Origin of the sequence: Hydrocarboniphaga effusa AP103 (assembly GCF_000271305.1) — a bacterium.
Lineage (GTDB): Bacteria > Pseudomonadota > Gammaproteobacteria > Nevskiales > Nevskiaceae > Hydrocarboniphaga > Hydrocarboniphaga effusa.
Genome location: NZ_AKGD01000003.1, coordinates 55528 through 70183 on the forward strand (window position 1 = coordinate 55528; position 14656 = coordinate 70183).

Sequence of the window (14656 nt, forward strand, 5' to 3'; positions counted from 1 at the left end):
CGCTCCCATGCAAGGAGATGCGCCGACGTTTCGCTCGATGCCTTGGATTCTTGCTGCCGGCCTGCTCGGCTTCAGCGCCTTCGCGATGGCCGACGCGGTGGCCTTGCGCCATGTTCGCGTCATCGACGGGCAGGGCGGCGCGCCGGTCGAAAGCGCGACCCTGCTCATCCAGGATGGCCGCATCGCCGCGCTCGGTTCCGATGCGGGCGTGAGCATCCCCAAAGGCGCGCGCGAGATCGACTTGAGCGGCAAGAGCGTGCTGCCCGGCCTGATCTCCAATCACTCGCACGTCGGCCTGACCGACGGCGTCGTCGTCGGTCCGCAGAACTACACGCGAGCCAACGTCGAGCGCCAGCTCAAGCAATGGCAGCGTTTCGGCGTGACCACGGTGACTTCGCTCGGCATGAATGCGCCGGCCTTCCTATCCATGCGTGAAGCCGCGCACGAAGGCCGCATGCGCGGTGCCGATCTGTTCGGGGCAGACCGTGGCTTCGGCGTCGAACAGGGCGCCCCGCCGGTCAAGGTCGGCGCCGACCAGCTCTATCGTCCGCGCACGGTCGAACAGGCGCGCGCCTTCGTGCGCGACAGCGCCAGGCGCAAGCCCGATGTGCTCAAGATCTGGGTCGACGATTTCAATCACACGCTGGCCGCGAAGATGAAGCCCGAGATCTATACCGCGATCATCGACGAGGCGCACCGGCTCGGCCTGCGCGTGGCCGCGCACGTCTACTACCTCGACGATGCGCGCAAGCTCGTGGATGCGGGCGTCGACATTCTCGCGCACGGCATCCGCGATCGGGACGTGGATGCGGCGCTGATCCAGGCGATGAAAGCCAATGGCACCTGGTACATCGCCACGCTCGATCTCGATGAAGCGTTCTACATTTACGCGCAGCAGCCCGAGTGGATGCGCAGCGCGTTCTTCAGGGAAAGCCTGCAACCGGCGCTTTCGGCGCAATTCGACGATGCGGGCTGGCGGCAGAAGATTCTGGCCGATACCAACATGATCGAGCACGAGCGGGCTTCGCTGGCGACCAACCAGCGCAATCTCAAGGCGCTGTTCGATGGTGGTGTGAAGATCGGCTTCGGCACGGATTCGGGTGCGAATCCGCTGCGCATTCCGGGCTTCGCCGAGCATCGCGAATTGCAGTTGATGGTGGCGGCCGGATTGACGCCGATGCAGGCGATCGGGATCGCCACTAGCCAGGCTGCAGCCTTGCTGGGTCTGGACGATCGCGGCGTACTCGCGGTGGGCAAGCGCGCCGATCTGCTCGTCGTCGATGGTGATCCGAGCAAGCGCATCGAGGACTTGCAGCGCATCGATTCGGTCTGGCAGCGCGGAGCGCAGGTGGCGGTGCCGATTGCGCCGTAGTTGTTGCGCCTTGGTTGTGGTGGGGCGCTGTCGCACTTGAGCGGAATCGTTGTTCCTCTCTCCCGCGTGAGGGAGAGAGTCCCTCGCGAAGCGAGGGGAGTGAGGGGAGCGGATGGGAATGTGTGCGCTGCCGGAGTGTGCTCCCTCACCCGGCGCTGTCGCGCCACCCTCTCCCGCGCGCGGGAGAGGGCAAGGCAAGCCGCGTAGGTTGCTGTGAGTTCAGCCCTTCGTCGCACTCCGCGTGAACTGCCGCCCTGCCGCCTTCAGCGCCGGAGTCAACGACAAATCCACACGCAGGCCGGCGATGAACGCATTCGGCAAATCCTGCGTGCGATCCGGTTCGGCGAACTGGTCCGGATGGATCGCGTAGATCAGGTTCGGGGCGATGCGCAAGGCGGGCGTGAGCTGGATGCCGTAGCTCAGCTCCATCATGGTCTGTGAATGATGCGGACTTCCGCTGCCTCCATTGGCGGCGCGCGTGAGGCGCAGATTGTCGATGGCTTCGTCGCTGTAATGCTGCTGGGTGATCACGAAGGCGACACTGTCGAGCGGGCGGTTGCGGAAGGTGCCCTTCTGCACGAAGCCGAGGTCGATGAAGTAGTCCTCTATCGCTTCGCCGTCGACCTGCCGGAGTGCGTTGCCGAACACGATCAGGCCGCGATCGTCGTTCACCGAGGGCCGCGTGAGCTGTTGTTCGAAGCGCAGGTAAACGCCGCTGCGCCGGTCGTGCATCGCATACGGCAGGCCGCTGCTCTGCGCCGGATCGCCGTTGGCGTCGGCGAGCGGATCGGTGTAGTCGGAGCGATCGTGCCAGCCGCCGAATTCGACCATGGAGGGCAGGCGAGCGGTTTCGGGCGTGGTCTTGTAGCCGAGCGCGAACGGCAGGATCACGCCGGTGCTGTCCTTCGTGTTCCAGGTCAAGCCATGCTGGCCGTTGTCGGCCTGATGCGGGTTCACTTCATAGGCGCCGAGGTGCGCGTAGACCGTCGGCGTGATCCAGGCCTTGGCGTGCGCGCCCCAGCTCGACACCGGCCACCAGGTGAAGCTGCTGGTGCGGAACACGAAGGTCGGATTGCCGCAGGCCGCGTTGAGCTGGAAGTAGCTGCACAGATCAGAGCCGAGAAAGTGGATGTTCGCGACCGTGCGGCCACCTTCGAGCACGAGGCGGTCATCGAACAGTTTCTGTTCGAGCGTCAGATTGGCGAGCCGCTCGCCCTGTCCGCCGAAGATCTCCTGCACCGAGGTGCTGTTGCCGATTTCGTCGGTCGCCAGATTGTCTCCGTGGCGCGATGAAATGTTCAGGTGCACCGCCGCTCCGTTCCAGCCTGCCAATCTGGCGAGGTCGAGATCGGCCCCGACATGGAATTGCCCGGCGTAGGCATCGCCTCGATCCTCGCCTCCATCGAGCAACACGGCGAATTCGCCGGTGTAGCCGGCCTTGGGCGTGAGACTGTCGGCCAGCGTGGCCGCGAATGCGGAGCCAGGAAAAGCGGAGCAGGGGACGCAGAACGCCAATGCCGCCAGCGCGTGGCGACAAAACCGGGACGATGACATGGGGCACTCCTCGTGCGGATCGCGGTCCGCGTCAGCAGCAAAGCAAATGATTCAGGTGGTGGTGCCTGCGACGATCGGCGCAGGTTTCTTGAGCAGGCGCAGTGCAACGGCGGTCAACACCGTGCCGACGACGAGCGCGACGAGATAACCGCCCAGATGCGTGACCGCATTCGGAATCGGCAGCACGAACACGCCGCCATGCGGAACCTTGAGTTCGGCTCCGACAAGCATCGAGATCGCGCCGGACACCGACGAGCCGAGCACGAGGGCCGGAATCACGCGAAGCGGATCACGCGCCGCATACGGAATCGCCCCTTCGGTGATGAAGGCCAGGCCGAGCACCGCTGCGGCGTTGCCGGCTTCGCGCTCTTCTATCGTGAAGCGATCGGCGAAGACCTTGGTCGCGAGCGCGACGCCCAGCGGAGCGGTCATGCCGGCCATCATCGTCGCCGCCATCGGGCTGTAAACCTCGCTCGCGAGCAGGCCCGTGGAGAACGCATACGCGGCCTTGTTGATCGGCCCGCCCATGTCGAAAGCCATCATGCCGCCGAGCAGCAGGCCGAGCAGGATCGCGCTGCTGCCTTGCATGTCGCGCAGCCAGGCCGTCATCGCGGCGAGCGCTTCGGCCACCGGAACGCCGACGACGTAGATCATCAGCAGGCCGGTGAGCAGCGTGCCGAGCACGGGCAATATCAGAACGGGCTTGAGTCCTTCGAGATTGCGCGGAAGCTGGATCGCCCGGTTGAGCCAATACACCCCATAGCCCGCGATGAAACCGGCCGCGATGCCGCCGAGAAATCCGGCGCCGAGATTGGCCGCGACGAGCCCGCCGATCATGCCGGGCGCAAGGCCTGGACGGTCGGCGATCGAGAACGCGATGTAGGCCGCGAGCGCGGGCACCATGAGCACGAAGCCGGCCTTGGCGCCGATCTGGAACAGCGACCAGCCGAGCGTGCCTTTATGGGCGTCGTCGAACACGTAGATGCCGCCGATCGCGAACGCGAGTGCGATCAGCAAACCGCCGGCGGTCACGAACGGCAGCATGAACGAGACGCCGGTCATCAAATGCTTGTACGGGCCGCTCCTGCTCGTGGCTTGTTTGGGCGCACTGGAGCCGGTATTTGCAGCAGTGGCTTCGGCGCGATACGGCTGCGCCTCGGCGAGCGCTTTGACGATGAGCGCCTTGCCGTCGTTGATCGCCGGCTTGGTGTTGCTCTTGAACAGCGGCTTGCCGGCGAAGCGCGACAGATCGACTTGCGTATCGGCCGCGATCAGTACGAGATCGGCTTCTCGGATCTCGTCGGCCGTGAGCGTGTCGCGCGCACCGACCGAGCCCTGCGTTTCGACGCGGACCTGATGGCCGAGTGCTTTGGCCGACTGCTGGATGCCTTCGGCCGCCATGAAGGTGTGCGCGATACCGGTCGGGCAGGAGGTGATCGCGACGATGCGCTTGGGCCGGTCGCTGGTGGCCCCGCTCACTGCCGGGCTTTGCGTCGCCGCACGCAGCACCGCTCGCGCATCGGCCAGCGCTTGTTCCAGCGAAGCTTCGCTGCGCGGCAGGCCGGCGAATCGCTCGGCCTCGAAATCGCCATCGCCGATCAGCAGCAGATGCTGCGCTTCGGATGCCGAGCCGGTGTCGCCCAGGGTGCCGAGCGCGGTGCGGACTTCCACTGCCAGATCGAGCGCCGCGTCGGCCGCGGCCCGGCGCAGCGCTTCGGCCGCGAGTACCGCTTCGGTGCTGCGTTCGCCTGCGGAAATCACGGCGATCAGCCGGGTGGTCGATGAGCTCATGATGGTTCTCCTCGTGATTCTTCTGTTCAGCGCAGGCGTTCGATGCGCGTTGCGTCGGCGAGCGCGAGCACCTGCTCGCGCGCCGGCAGGTTCGGGCCCGCAAGGCCGAGCTTGGCGGCGGCGAATGCGGTCGCGAGCCGGGCGAGCGATTCCGGATCGCGCCGCTCGATCATCGCCGCCGCGATGCCGGCGACCATCGCATCGCCCGCTCCGACGGTGCTCTGCGTCCGGATCGCCGGCGGCCGGGCGATCAACGCCTCGCGATCGCTGCCGACGAACAGTGCGCCTTCCGCGCCCATCGAAATCACCACGAGCACGATGCCGAGGCTCTGCAGCTCACGCGCGGCCGCGAGCAGCCTGGCCGGTGTGTCGAGTTTGCGCCCGCACCAGCCTTCGAGCTCGTGGCGATTGGGTTTGATCGCGTAGGGGACGGTTTCGCTTTGCAGGGCGGCCGTGAGCGGAGCGTCGCTGGTGTCGAGCAGGCTGCGCATACCGCAGGCTGCGGCTTGCCGCAGCAGGGTGACGTAGGCATCGGTGTCGATTCCAGCCGGCAGGCTGCCTGCGAATACCGCGATGCCCTGGCGATCGCAGAGTTCGCCGACGGCGGCATGCACCTGCGCGAACGAGTCTGCGTCGGCCTGTGCGCCAGGCAGGTTGATGTCGGTGGTGTCTCCGCAGTCGGCGGCGACGATCTTGAGGTTGGTGCGCGTCTGGCCGGCGATGCGCACGAAGCGATCGGCGATGCCCTTGCGCGCGAACAGCTTTTCGAACTCGCTCGTGTTGTCGCGCCCGAGCAGGCCGGTGGCGACCGTCGGCAGGCCCCAGTCGGCCAGGCACGAGGCCACGTTGACGCCTTTGCCGCCCGCATCGAGGCGCACCGAATTCGCGCGATTGACCGCGCCGGGCCGCAGGCTGTCGAGCAGCACGGTCTGATCGAGCGCCGGGTTCAGCGTGACGGTGACGACCGGCGCGCTCATGAGCTCGGCTCCGCTGCGAGGTCGAGCTTGCGCACGTCGGCAGCGGTTTCTGCTTTCAATGCCCGTTCGGCGAGTTCGCGCAGCTCCGACAGCGTGCTCGCACGCAGGCGTGCCTTGACGGCCGGAATATCGCGCGGCGTCATCGACAGCTCGCTGACGCCTAGGCCCGCGAGCAGTGCGGCGCCGAAGGCATCGCCGGCCAGCCCGCCGCAGACGCCGACCCAGCGGCCATGGCGTTCGGCGCCGGCGACGGTCTGTCGGATCAGCCGCAGCACCGCCGGATGCAGGCTGTCGGCTTCGGCCGCGAGCTCGGGGTTCTGGCGATCGATCGCGAGCGTGTACTGGGTGAGATCGTTGGTGCCGATCGAGAAGAAATCGACATGCTGTGCGAGCGCATCGGCCTGGATCGCGGCCGCGGGCACCTCGATCATGATGCCGAGCGCAAGCGCGGGGGCATCGAGTTCGGCGCGAATGCGTTCGCAGGTTTGGCGCAGGGCGATCACTTCGGACACCGAGGTGATCATCGGAAACATGATCGAAAGCCGCGCACCGTCTTTTGCCGCGCGATACAGCGCGCGCAGCTGCGGCTCCATCAGGTCGGGCCGGCGCAGCAGCAGGCGAGCGCCGCGCACGCCGAGGAAGGGGTTCTCCTCGCGCGGCAGCTCCAGATGCGCCACCTGCTTGTCGCCGCCGATGTCGAGCGCGCGCACGATCAGCGGACGGCCTTCGAGCGCCTGAGCCATCGCCTTGTAGGTTTCGTACTGCTCGTCTTCGCTCGGCGTGCTGCCGCGTTCGAGGAACAGGAACTCGGTGCGCATCAGGCCGACGCCTTCGGCGCCTTGCGAAAGCGCGAGCGCGGCCTGATCGGGCAGGTTGATGTTGGCGGAGACTTCGACGCGATGGCCGTCGGTGGTCTGCGCGGGCAGCGCGCGCTGCTCGGCTTCGCGGGCCCGGATCGTCTGCTGTTCGGCGATCCAGGCGCGGGCCGAGTCGAGATCGGCCGGCGACGGGTTCAGGTACAGCCGGCCGTTCTGGCCGTCGATGATCGCGGCCGAACCCTGTTTGAGATCGAGCAGGGCCGCACCACCTGCGACCAGCGCGGGCAGCCCCAGCGTGCGCGCGAGGATCGCGGTGTGCGAAGTCGGCCCGCCCTGGGCGGTAGCGATGCCGGCGACGCGCTCGGGATCGAGCGTCGCGGTGTCCGAGGGCGACAGGTCGGCGGCGACGAGGATGCTGTTGTCGGGCAGCTCGCCGGTGGCGACCTGGCGCAGGCTCGGGTCGATGTTCGCGAGCACGCGGCGACCGACGTCGCGCAGATCGGCTGCACGCCCCGCGAGCACTGCGTTGCCGAGTGCCGACAGCTTGCCGGCCATGCGCTCGACGGCCTGGTTCCAGCTCCAGGCCACGCCATGGCCTTCGACCATGAGCTGGCAGGTCAGCGTGATCAGGTCGGTGTCGGCGAGCAGTTCGCCGTGGGCCTTGAAGATCGCCGCATCGGCCGCGCCGAGCCGGCGCGCGGTGTCGTCGGCGACGGCCTTGAGCTGCAGCCGGGTCGCGGTGATCGCCTCGTGCAGCTGGGCGCCGCCTTCGGTCAGTGGAACCGGATGATCGGGCACTTCGGCGTCGTGGCTCGCGAGCCGGTGGACGATGCCGATCGCCAGCCCCGGGCTTGCGCCGATACCGACGATCGCGGCCTTGGCCTGCGGAGGCGTCCAGCCGCTGCTCGGCGCGGCGGCGCGCTGGGCGGCGAGTTCGGCGTCGCGCTTTTCCTGCGCGCTCAGGCTCTCGACGACGCTGCGCAGCTTGGCGAGCGCGGCCGCGGCATCGCGGCCTTCGGCCGAGAGCATCGCCACGTCGCCGGCGCGCAGGCCGAGCTGCAGCAGCGAGACCAGGTTCTTGGCATCGGCCACCTGATCGCCGTTGCGCACCTGGATGCGCGCCGAAAAGCCGCGCGCCGTTTCCACCCAGCGCGCGGCCGGGCGCGCATGCAGGCCGGACGGATAGCTCACGGTCCAGCGGAAACGCTCGGCCAGATCGGTGGCCGGGCCGCTGGAGGCGGCGGCCGGCGCGTCGTCGGACAGCGCGGCGACGATGTCCTGGGCGTTGTCGGTGACGAACAGGCTCACCAGTCGCGATTCGTCCTGAATCAGCCGCGTGAGCCGGCGCAGGATGGCGATGTGCGCGTCCGATTGCGCGGCGATGGCGACCGCGATATGCGCGGTCTGGCCCGGGTTCCATTCGACGCCGCGCGGTATCTGCAGCACCGCGATGCCGTTGCGCCGGACCAGATTGCGATCCTCGCCGAGCCCGTGCGGAATCACCACGCCGTGGCCCAGGAAGGTGTTCGCCACCGCCTCGCGGCGCAGCATGCTGGCCTCGTAGCCCGGGTCGATGCAGCCGGCGGCGATCAGCAGCTGCGCGGCCTGGCGGATGGTGGCTTCCTTGTCGGCCGGCGCGGCGCCCAGGCGCACGAGTTCGGCGGACAGCAGGGCGGGAGTGGTGGTGACGGACATGGATGCTCCTCCGGGTGTCGTCTTTCTTTATGCTGCTATGAAAACGTTTTCAAGCGCTCTCGTCAATACCCCTCGACCCACTATCTGCACCGCAATGATCGTTTGCAGAGCGAGAACGGCATGCTGGGCGCATTGCGTTAACCTCGCCTGACGGTAAAGAATGCTGTCTGGAGTGGAAACGTTTTCCAATATTTTCATCGAGGTGCGCATGGGCGTTGGAATCAAGGATGTCGCCAAGGCCGCCGGGGTTTCGCCGGCGACGGTGTCGCGCGCGCTCGGCAAGGGGCCGGTCAGCGAGGAGCTGCGCGCCCAGGTCGAGGCCGCGGTCCGCGCGACCGGCTACCGGCCGAATCTGGCGGCGCGGCGCCTGCGCTCGCAGGATTCGGGAACCATCGGGCTGGTCGTCGCCGACATCCGCAACCCGTTCTTCACCGCCGTGAGCCGCGCGGTGGAAGACAGCGCCTACCGCGCCGGCATGCGCGTGATCCTCTGCAACACCGGCGAGGATCCCGAGCGCGAGGCGCTGTACCTGCGGCACATGCAATCCGAGCGCATCACCGGCCTGATCTTCGCGCCCACGCGGAGCACGCTCGATCAGCTGTCGAAGAAAGCGCTCGATTTTCCGGTGGTCTTCATCGATCGCTGCGGCCCCGGCGGCCTGCACGACGCGGTGGTGCTCGACAACCGCGAGGCGATGGGCGAACTGGTCGCGCATCTGGTCGAGCGCGGCTACCGGCGCATCGGCGGCCTGTTCGGCAATTCGAGCAGCACCGGAGCGCAGCGGCGTGACGGTTATCTGGAGGCGATGGCGCGCTTCGGCCTGAAGCCCGAGTTCAGGCTCGTCGCGCCATCCGCCGAAGCGGCGCAAGCCGAGGCGCAGGCCTGGCTTGCCGCGGACGAACGGCCCGAGGCCCTCGTCGTCAGCAACAGCCTGCTGCTGATCGGCGTGCTGCGCGCCGCGCGGGCTCGCGGGCTTGCCATTCCGGGCGATCTCGCGCTCGCCGGCTTCGACAACGAAAGCTGGACCGAACTCGTCGAGCCGGGCATCACCGTGATCGAGCAGCCGGTCGAGGAAATCGGCCGCGCCGCGATGAACCTGCTGTTCGAGCGGCTCAAGACGCCGGGCTTGCCGGTGCGCAAGGTGGTGTTGAGCGGCCGCTGCGTGCTGCGCGGTTCCACTGCAACGAGAACCCCATGAAAAAACCGCCGATCGGCAGGGACACGAAGCTCTGCATGTCGCTGTCCGCGCGTCCCGGGAACTTCGGCTCGCGCTTTCAGAATCATCTCTACGAAGCGCTCGGGCTCGACTACGTCTACAAGTCGTTCACGACCACGGATTTGCCTGCCGCGATCGGCGGCATCCGCGCGCTCGGCATTCGCGGCTGCGCCATCTCGATGCCGTTCAAGGAAGCCTGCATCGCGCTGATCGACGAGCTGATGCCGTCGGCGAGCGCGATCGATTCGGTCAACACCATCGTCAACGACGACGGCCTGCTGCGCGGCTACAACACCGACTATGCGGCGGTCGTGCAACTGCTCGAGACGCATGCGCTGCCGACGCGGACGCGCTTCGTCGTGCGCGGCAGCGGCGGCATGGCCAAGGCGGTGGTCGCGGCGCTGCGCGACTCGGGCTTCGGCGACGGCCTGATCGTCGCGCGCAACGCAGCGGCCGGGTGCAAGCTCGCTGCGACTTACGGTTTCGACTGGCGGCCGGAGTTCGATGTGGCGTTCAAGGCCGGCCTGCTCGTCAACGTCACGCCGATCGGCATGGTCGAAGGCGCGGACAGCGAGGCGCTCGCGTTTCCGCGTGAGGCGATCGAGGCCGCCCATACCGTGTTCGACGTGGTGGCGCGGCCGCCCGAAACGCCGCTGATTCGTGCGGCACGCGCCGCGGGCAAGCCCGTCATCACCGGAGCCGAGGTGATCGTGCTGCAGGCGCTCGAACAGTTCGTGCTCTATACGCAGCGGCAGCCGACGCCTGAGCAGGTACAGGCTGCGGCGGCGTTCGCGCTCGCGGGCGGTTGAGCGAGCCGATCGATCGATGCCACGCAAGGCCTACATCGGTGGCGATGGCCTGGTGTACGCGCAATCGTCCACGGGCCAGCGCGTGCGTTATCGCTGCCGCGGCGTGAAGGCTCCGCTGTAGCGGGCGCTGCGAAGCTTTACCGAACGTGATCGATGAGGCGCGGGTTTTTCGCCATCGCGGCCGATGGCGCGGCACAATCCGCACTCTTCGCCGGATCAAGGAATTTTGGGATGTTCTGGGTCGCTTCTTCGCTGCGGCAGTCGCTTGGGGGCCTGCTGGTCGCGAGTCTTTTTCTGTTGCCGGCGAGCGCGTTCGCGCTCGATGCGGCGCTGGTCGACAGCTACCTGCAGCGGCTGCGCCAGGAATCGGGCGCACCGGGTGTGTCGGCGGCCGTGATGGTCAAGGGCGAGCTGGTGTATTCGGGCGGCGCCGGCTTTGGCGATCTCGAGGCCGGCACGCCGCAGAACGGCCTGTCGGTGCACAACATCGGTTCGATCTCGAAGACCCAGGCCGTCATCGCGGTGATGCAGCTCGTCGAGCAGGGCAAGGTGAATCTCGATGCCGAGATTCAAACCTACGTGCCGTGGTTTCCGCGCAAGCAGGCGCCGATCACGCTGCGCCAGATCCTCACTCACACTTCGGGCATTCGGCACTACAAGAGCGGTGAATTCGGCGAAGGCGATGTGCTGCGCTATCAGCAGTTCGACGACATCGAGCAGGCTTCGAAGCGCTGGATGAACGATGAGCTGGTGTTCACACCGGGCCAGCACTGGCTGTACTCCTCGTACGCGACCAACCTGCTGCAGGCGCTCGTCGAGCGCGTGAGCGGCGAGCGCTTCGAAACCTATCTGCGTCGTCACGTCTGGGAGCCTGCGGGCATGCTCGACACGCAGTTCGACGTGCCGTCCCGCATCGTGCAGCGTCGCAGCCGCGGCTACGTGCTCGACAAGAGCGGTGGCCGGCTCGTCAACGCGCAGCAGGAAAACGTCAGCTACAAATACGCGGGCGGCGGCGTGATCTCGACCAACGAAGACATGCTGCGTTTCGGCGATGCGCTCAACCGCGGCCTGCTGCTCCAGCCGGCGACGATGCGCGAGATGCTGCGCGCCCAGCTGGCGCCCGACATCGAATATCCGTCGGTGGCCATCGAAGAAGAAAAACTGCTCGATCCGCTCAAGGCGCCATCGAGGCCGCCCGTGCAGGCGCTGATCTGGCGGCTCGGTACCGACCCTTGGGGCGGTCGCTACATCGAGCATTCCGGCAGCGTGAAGGGCACGTATTCCGAGCTCGTCGATTATCAGGACGACGAGATCATCGTCTCGCTGCACGTCAACGCCTGGGCCACGAAGCCCGACCTCAAGCAGGCGGCCGAAGCGCTCGCGCGTCTCGCCAAGCTCGATTTTGCGATCGAGACGAAGAAGAAATAAGCGAGCGAGCTACGGCTGACGGAGGGCCTGCGCCGATGCAGGCTTCCGTGGCGCGGGTCGGGGGCGTTTGTTCAAGGCCCGATCTGCCGCCGCAACTGCGCGACCAGGATGTCGACGTAGTCTTTCAGTGCGGACTGCTGATCGGCCGATAACGCAGTGGTCTGCAACGGCTGCAGCAGGTTGGGGACCGTCGACAGGGCGGCGATGCGCGGTCGATCGCTGTCACCGGTCACGCGGCTCTTGATCTCGAGCTGGCCATCGACGAACCCGTAAACCTCGCCGATCGCCGTATCCCATCCCGCGGTGCCGCCGCAGGCGTACGCGCCGGTCTGGGGTGCCGCGCCGCCGGCGCGGACCTCCATCGCGATCGCATAAGCCTTAGCGCCGACCGCATCCAGGAACAGGTGCATGACCAGATGGTCGAGCCCCGAATGGGTCCACGGCTGGCCCCAGGGCATGGTCGCCTCGGTATCGCGATGGCTGCCCGGTTCGCTGCTCGGTTCGATCAGCACCCGGAGCAGCGGATCGCAGCGTCCCTTGGGGCCGGCTTCGGCGAGCTTGGCGCGGAACAGGTCCAGGGTGTCGTCCGTCATCTGGCGGACATGTTGTTTGAAGGCGTCGGTGGTCATCGTGCTGGCCGTGCTGCAGGCATAAAAAAGGGCCTTCTTTGCAGAAGGCCCTGATTTATCTGGCTCCCCGAGACGGGCTCGAACCGCCGACCCAGTGATTAACAGTCACTTGCTCTACCGACTGAGCTATCGGGGAATGGGCCGCGAATTCTAGGGACTTGTTCCGGGGGGTGCAAGCTTTTCTTTCGAAGAACGTGGTTGAGGAAAAAATGACCGGCAGTCAAGCAGTTCCGTCATGCGGAGCGTGCTCCGCATGGATTCGTCCGAGGGCGTTTGCTTGCGGCATGATGGCGGCAGGAACGCCGCATGCCGGCCTTCCGATCACACAAAAGATAACGAGGAGACGTAGATGATTGCTTACACCACGTTGGGCACCAACGACCTGCAGCGCGCCGGGGCTTTCTACGACGCCTTATTCGCCGAACTCGGCGCCCAGCGTGTGCTGGATATCGGCCGGCTGGTGCTGTGGGGCTCGAGCCCGAAGGCGCCGATGTTCGGTGTCTGCACGCCTTACGACGGCAAGGAAGCCTGTGTCGGCAACGGTTGCATGGTCTCGCTCGGTATGGCCGGTCAGCAGCAGGTCGATACGATCTACAACAAGGCGCTCGAACTCGGCGCCAGCAGCGAAGGCGCTCCCGGCCTGCGCGTGCCGGGCTTCTATCTGGCCTACGTGCGTGACCTCGACGGCAACAAGCTCGCGCTGTTCGCGGCCGTCTAGTCGGGTCTGGCGCTCATCATCGCCGCGAGCAAGTCGTAGGCGACCGGCAGCGTGGTGAAGCCTTCTCTGCCGAGAAAGTGACCGCCTTCTTCGACCGTCGACAGCTGCGCCTGCAGCTGTCGGCTCAAGTCCACCGTCAGCGCATACGGCACGGCGTCGTCGTTGCGCGAGGCGATCACCGCGCGCTGGTTCGACAGGCCGATGATGCGATCCGCATCGAGCGCCGGCGAGCGGGTGAATGTATCGAGCTGCGGAATGGTGGGCAGCGAGGCGGAAAAGCCCGCGACCAGCAGCAGTCCGCCGATATGCGTGTCGGCCGGAAGCGATTGCAGGTAGTGCAGCAGGGCGATGCAACCGAGGCTGTGCGCGACGAAGTAGCTGTCGCTGTCCTGGCGCTCGACGCTTTGCTGCAAATGACGCTGCCAGGCGGCCGGATCGGGATCGCTCGAATCGGGCATCGCGAGGATCGTCACGCGCGCTCCGCGCGCTTCCAGCTGCGACTTCAGCCAGCCGAACCAGTGATCGCCCGGCGAGGCCATGTAGCCGTGGACGATGTAGACCTGCTTGCCGCCGAGATCGCCACTCATGTTTTCAGTCGTCCTTGGTGCAGGTTGCCACAGCATGACGAGCGCACAGATCACTGCGAGCACGCCCAGCAGCACGAAGCGCGGCCACAATTTCGGTGGCGGAGCTTCGCGCTGCCGGCGTCGCATTGTCCGGCCCGACGACTTACTTCTCGACGAACGCGCGTTCGATCACGTAATCGCCGGGCTGGCCGATATGCGGCGAAATGCGCAGGCCGTGGGCGTCAAGCAGGGCGCTGCTGTCCTTGAGCATGCTCGGGCTGCCACAGATCATCGCGCGGTCCACCGCCGGATCGAAGCGCGGCAGGCCGATATCGCTGAACAGCTTGCCGCTCTCGATGAGGTCGGTCAGGCGGCCGGTGTTCTGGTAGTCCTCGCGCGTGACCGTCGGGTAGTAGATGAGCTTTTCCTTCACCTGCTCGCCGAGGAATTCATGCTCGCGCAGCTCTTGCCGGAAGAACTGCTGGTAGGCGAGTTCGTTGACGTAACGCACGCCGTGGATCAGCACGATCTTCTCGAAGCGCTCGTAGGTTTCCGGATCCTTGACGAGCGACAGGAACGGCGCGAGCCCGGTGCCGGTCGACAGCATGTACAGATGCTTGCCGGGCTTGAGGTCGTGCAGTACCAGCGTGCCGGTGGGCTTGCGCGACACCAGCAGCTCGTCGCCGACCTTCAGGTGCTGGAGGCGCGAGGTCAGCGGGCCGTCCTGCACCTTGATGCTGAAGAACTCGAGATGCTCTTCGTAGTTGGCGCTCGCGATCGAGTAGGCGCGCATGAGCGGCTTGCCGTTGACTTCGAGGCCGATCATGACGAAGTGGCCGTTCTCGAAGCGCAGCGCCGGATCGCGCGTCGCGGTGAAGCTGAACAGCGTGTCGTTCCAATGACGAACGCTGAGGATCTTTTCTTTGCCGATGGCGGCCATGGCTTGCTGCGCCTTTCTGTAAAAAGGGATCAACGTTGCGGCCGATGATCCGGTGATGTGATACCTGGCGACGGCTGGGTGCCGATGATGATGCGGTGATTCCGGCGATGCATCCCGGGTGCAAGCCCGGGATGCATCACTTG

At 66.5% G+C, this 14656-nt stretch carries 12 protein-coding genes and 1 tRNA gene; 5 read left to right on the top strand and 8 right to left on the bottom strand.

The window, feature by feature from the left end; genetic code table 11:
• The first annotated feature begins 37 nt into the window (after window positions 1–37).
• Complete coding sequence (locus WQQ_RS16790) at window positions 38–1372, top strand: amidohydrolase family protein (RefSeq protein ID WP_040454931.1); 1335 nt, start codon at window positions 38–40, stop codon at window positions 1370–1372.
• Between the two features lie 219 nt (window positions 1373–1591).
• Here WQQ_RS16790 and WQQ_RS16795 read toward each other — a convergent pair whose 3' ends face one another.
• From WQQ_RS16795 to ptsP, 4 genes are read right to left on the bottom strand one after another with little or no spacing between them, the layout of a single operon-like run.
• Window positions 1592–2926 (bottom strand): carbohydrate porin, encoded by a 1335-nt coding sequence (locus tag WQQ_RS16795; protein WP_007186435.1) that lies wholly within the window; start codon window positions 2924–2926, stop codon window positions 1592–1594.
• Window positions 2927–2977: 51 nt separating this feature from the next.
• Complete coding sequence (locus WQQ_RS16800; RefSeq protein WP_007186436.1) at window positions 2978–4717, bottom strand: PTS fructose transporter subunit IIC; 1740 nt, start codon at window positions 4715–4717, stop codon at window positions 2978–2980.
• Window positions 4718–4743: 26 nt separating this feature from the next.
• Window positions 4744–5694: a 1-phosphofructokinase gene (pfkB, locus tag WQQ_RS16805; RefSeq protein WP_007186437.1), complete on the bottom strand. Its 951-nt coding sequence runs from the start codon at window positions 5692–5694 to the stop codon at window positions 4744–4746.
• On the bottom strand, window positions 5691–8207 hold the full coding sequence (gene ptsP / locus WQQ_RS16810) for a phosphoenolpyruvate--protein phosphotransferase (RefSeq protein WP_007186438.1): 2517 nt from the start codon (window positions 8205–8207) through the stop codon (window positions 5691–5693). Before ptsP ends, pfkB begins: the two co-directional genes overlap by 4 nt.
• A 208-nt stretch (window positions 8208–8415) precedes the next feature.
• Between ptsP and WQQ_RS16815 the strand changes: the two genes are divergently transcribed.
• The 3 genes from WQQ_RS16815 (at window position 8416) to WQQ_RS16825 (ending at window position 11660) form a co-directional block, all read left to right on the top strand.
• The gene (locus WQQ_RS16815; RefSeq protein WP_040454934.1) at window positions 8416–9405 is read left to right on the top strand and encodes a LacI family DNA-binding transcriptional regulator; all 990 of its coding nucleotides are present in this window, start codon (window positions 8416–8418) and stop codon (window positions 9403–9405) included.
• Entirely contained in the window at window positions 9402–10232 is an 831-nt protein-coding gene (locus WQQ_RS16820; protein WP_007186440.1) for a shikimate 5-dehydrogenase, read from the top strand. The genes WQQ_RS16815 and WQQ_RS16820 overlap by 4 nt, the downstream gene beginning before the upstream one ends.
• A gap of 231 nt (window positions 10233–10463) precedes the next feature.
• Window positions 10464–11660: a serine hydrolase domain-containing protein gene (locus WQQ_RS16825; RefSeq protein ID WP_007186441.1), complete on the top strand. Its 1197-nt coding sequence runs from the start codon at window positions 10464–10466 to the stop codon at window positions 11658–11660.
• Window positions 11661–11731: 71 nt separating this feature from the next.
• Here WQQ_RS16825 and WQQ_RS16830 read toward each other — a convergent pair whose 3' ends face one another.
• Window positions 11732–12289 carry a hypothetical protein gene (locus WQQ_RS16830; protein ID WP_007186442.1) on the bottom strand — a complete coding sequence of 186 codons (558 nt, stop codon included), beginning with the start codon at window positions 12287–12289 and terminating at the stop codon, window positions 11732–11734.
• Window positions 12290–12349: 60 nt separating this feature from the next.
• A tRNA-Asn gene (locus WQQ_RS16835) sits at window positions 12350–12425 on the bottom strand.
• Between the two features lie 213 nt (window positions 12426–12638).
• Between WQQ_RS16835 and WQQ_RS16840 the strand changes: the two genes are divergently transcribed.
• A complete protein-coding gene (locus WQQ_RS16840) occupies window positions 12639–13007 on the top strand; it encodes a VOC family protein (RefSeq protein ID WP_007186443.1) in 369 nt (122 codons plus the stop codon).
• Here WQQ_RS16840 and WQQ_RS16845 read toward each other — a convergent pair.
• Both WQQ_RS16845 and WQQ_RS16850 read right to left on the bottom strand, forming a co-directional pair.
• A complete protein-coding gene (locus tag WQQ_RS16845) occupies window positions 13004–13594 on the bottom strand; it encodes an RBBP9/YdeN family alpha/beta hydrolase (protein WP_040454935.1) in 591 nt (196 codons plus the stop codon). The two genes, WQQ_RS16840 and WQQ_RS16845, sit on opposite strands and share 4 nt — an antisense overlap.
• Before the next feature lie 142 nt (window positions 13595–13736).
• Window positions 13737–14513: a ferredoxin--NADP reductase gene (locus WQQ_RS16850; protein WP_007186445.1), complete on the bottom strand. Its 777-nt coding sequence runs from the start codon at window positions 14511–14513 to the stop codon at window positions 13737–13739.
• Window positions 14514–14656: the final 143 nt, after the last annotated feature.

What these genes read in the sequence shown, in the direction of transcription:
- WQQ_RS16790 (WP_040454931.1), top strand. Translation starts at nt 38, where the DNA reads ATGCCTTGGATTCTTGCTGCCGGCCTGCTCGGCTTCAGCGCCTTCGCG.
- WQQ_RS16795 (WP_007186435.1), bottom strand. Translation starts at nt 2,926, where the DNA reads ATGTCATCGTCCCGGTTTTGTCGCCACGCGCTGGCGGCATTGGCGTTC.
- WQQ_RS16800 (WP_007186436.1), bottom strand. Translation starts at nt 4,717, where the DNA reads ATGAGCTCATCGACCACCCGGCTGATCGCCGTGATTTCCGCAGGCGAA.
- pfkB (WP_007186437.1), bottom strand. Translation starts at nt 5,694, where the DNA reads ATGAGCGCGCCGGTCGTCACCGTCACGCTGAACCCGGCGCTCGATCAG.
- ptsP (WP_007186438.1), bottom strand. Translation starts at nt 8,207, where the DNA reads ATGTCCGTCACCACCACTCCCGCCCTGCTGTCCGCCGAACTCGTGCGC.
- WQQ_RS16815 (WP_040454934.1), top strand. Translation starts at nt 8,416, where the DNA reads ATGGGCGTTGGAATCAAGGATGTCGCCAAGGCCGCCGGGGTTTCGCCG.
- WQQ_RS16820 (WP_007186440.1), top strand. Translation starts at nt 9,402, where the DNA reads ATGAAAAAACCGCCGATCGGCAGGGACACGAAGCTCTGCATGTCGCTG.
- WQQ_RS16825 (WP_007186441.1), top strand. Translation starts at nt 10,464, where the DNA reads ATGTTCTGGGTCGCTTCTTCGCTGCGGCAGTCGCTTGGGGGCCTGCTG.
- WQQ_RS16830 (WP_007186442.1), bottom strand. Translation starts at nt 12,289, where the DNA reads ATGACCACCGACGCCTTCAAACAACATGTCCGCCAGATGACGGACGAC.
- WQQ_RS16840 (WP_007186443.1), top strand. Translation starts at nt 12,639, where the DNA reads ATGATTGCTTACACCACGTTGGGCACCAACGACCTGCAGCGCGCCGGG.
- WQQ_RS16845 (WP_040454935.1), bottom strand. Translation starts at nt 13,594, where the DNA reads ATGAGTGGCGATCTCGGCGGCAAGCAGGTCTACATCGTCCACGGCTAC.
- WQQ_RS16850 (WP_007186445.1), bottom strand. Translation starts at nt 14,513, where the DNA reads ATGGCCGCCATCGGCAAAGAAAAGATCCTCAGCGTTCGTCATTGGAAC.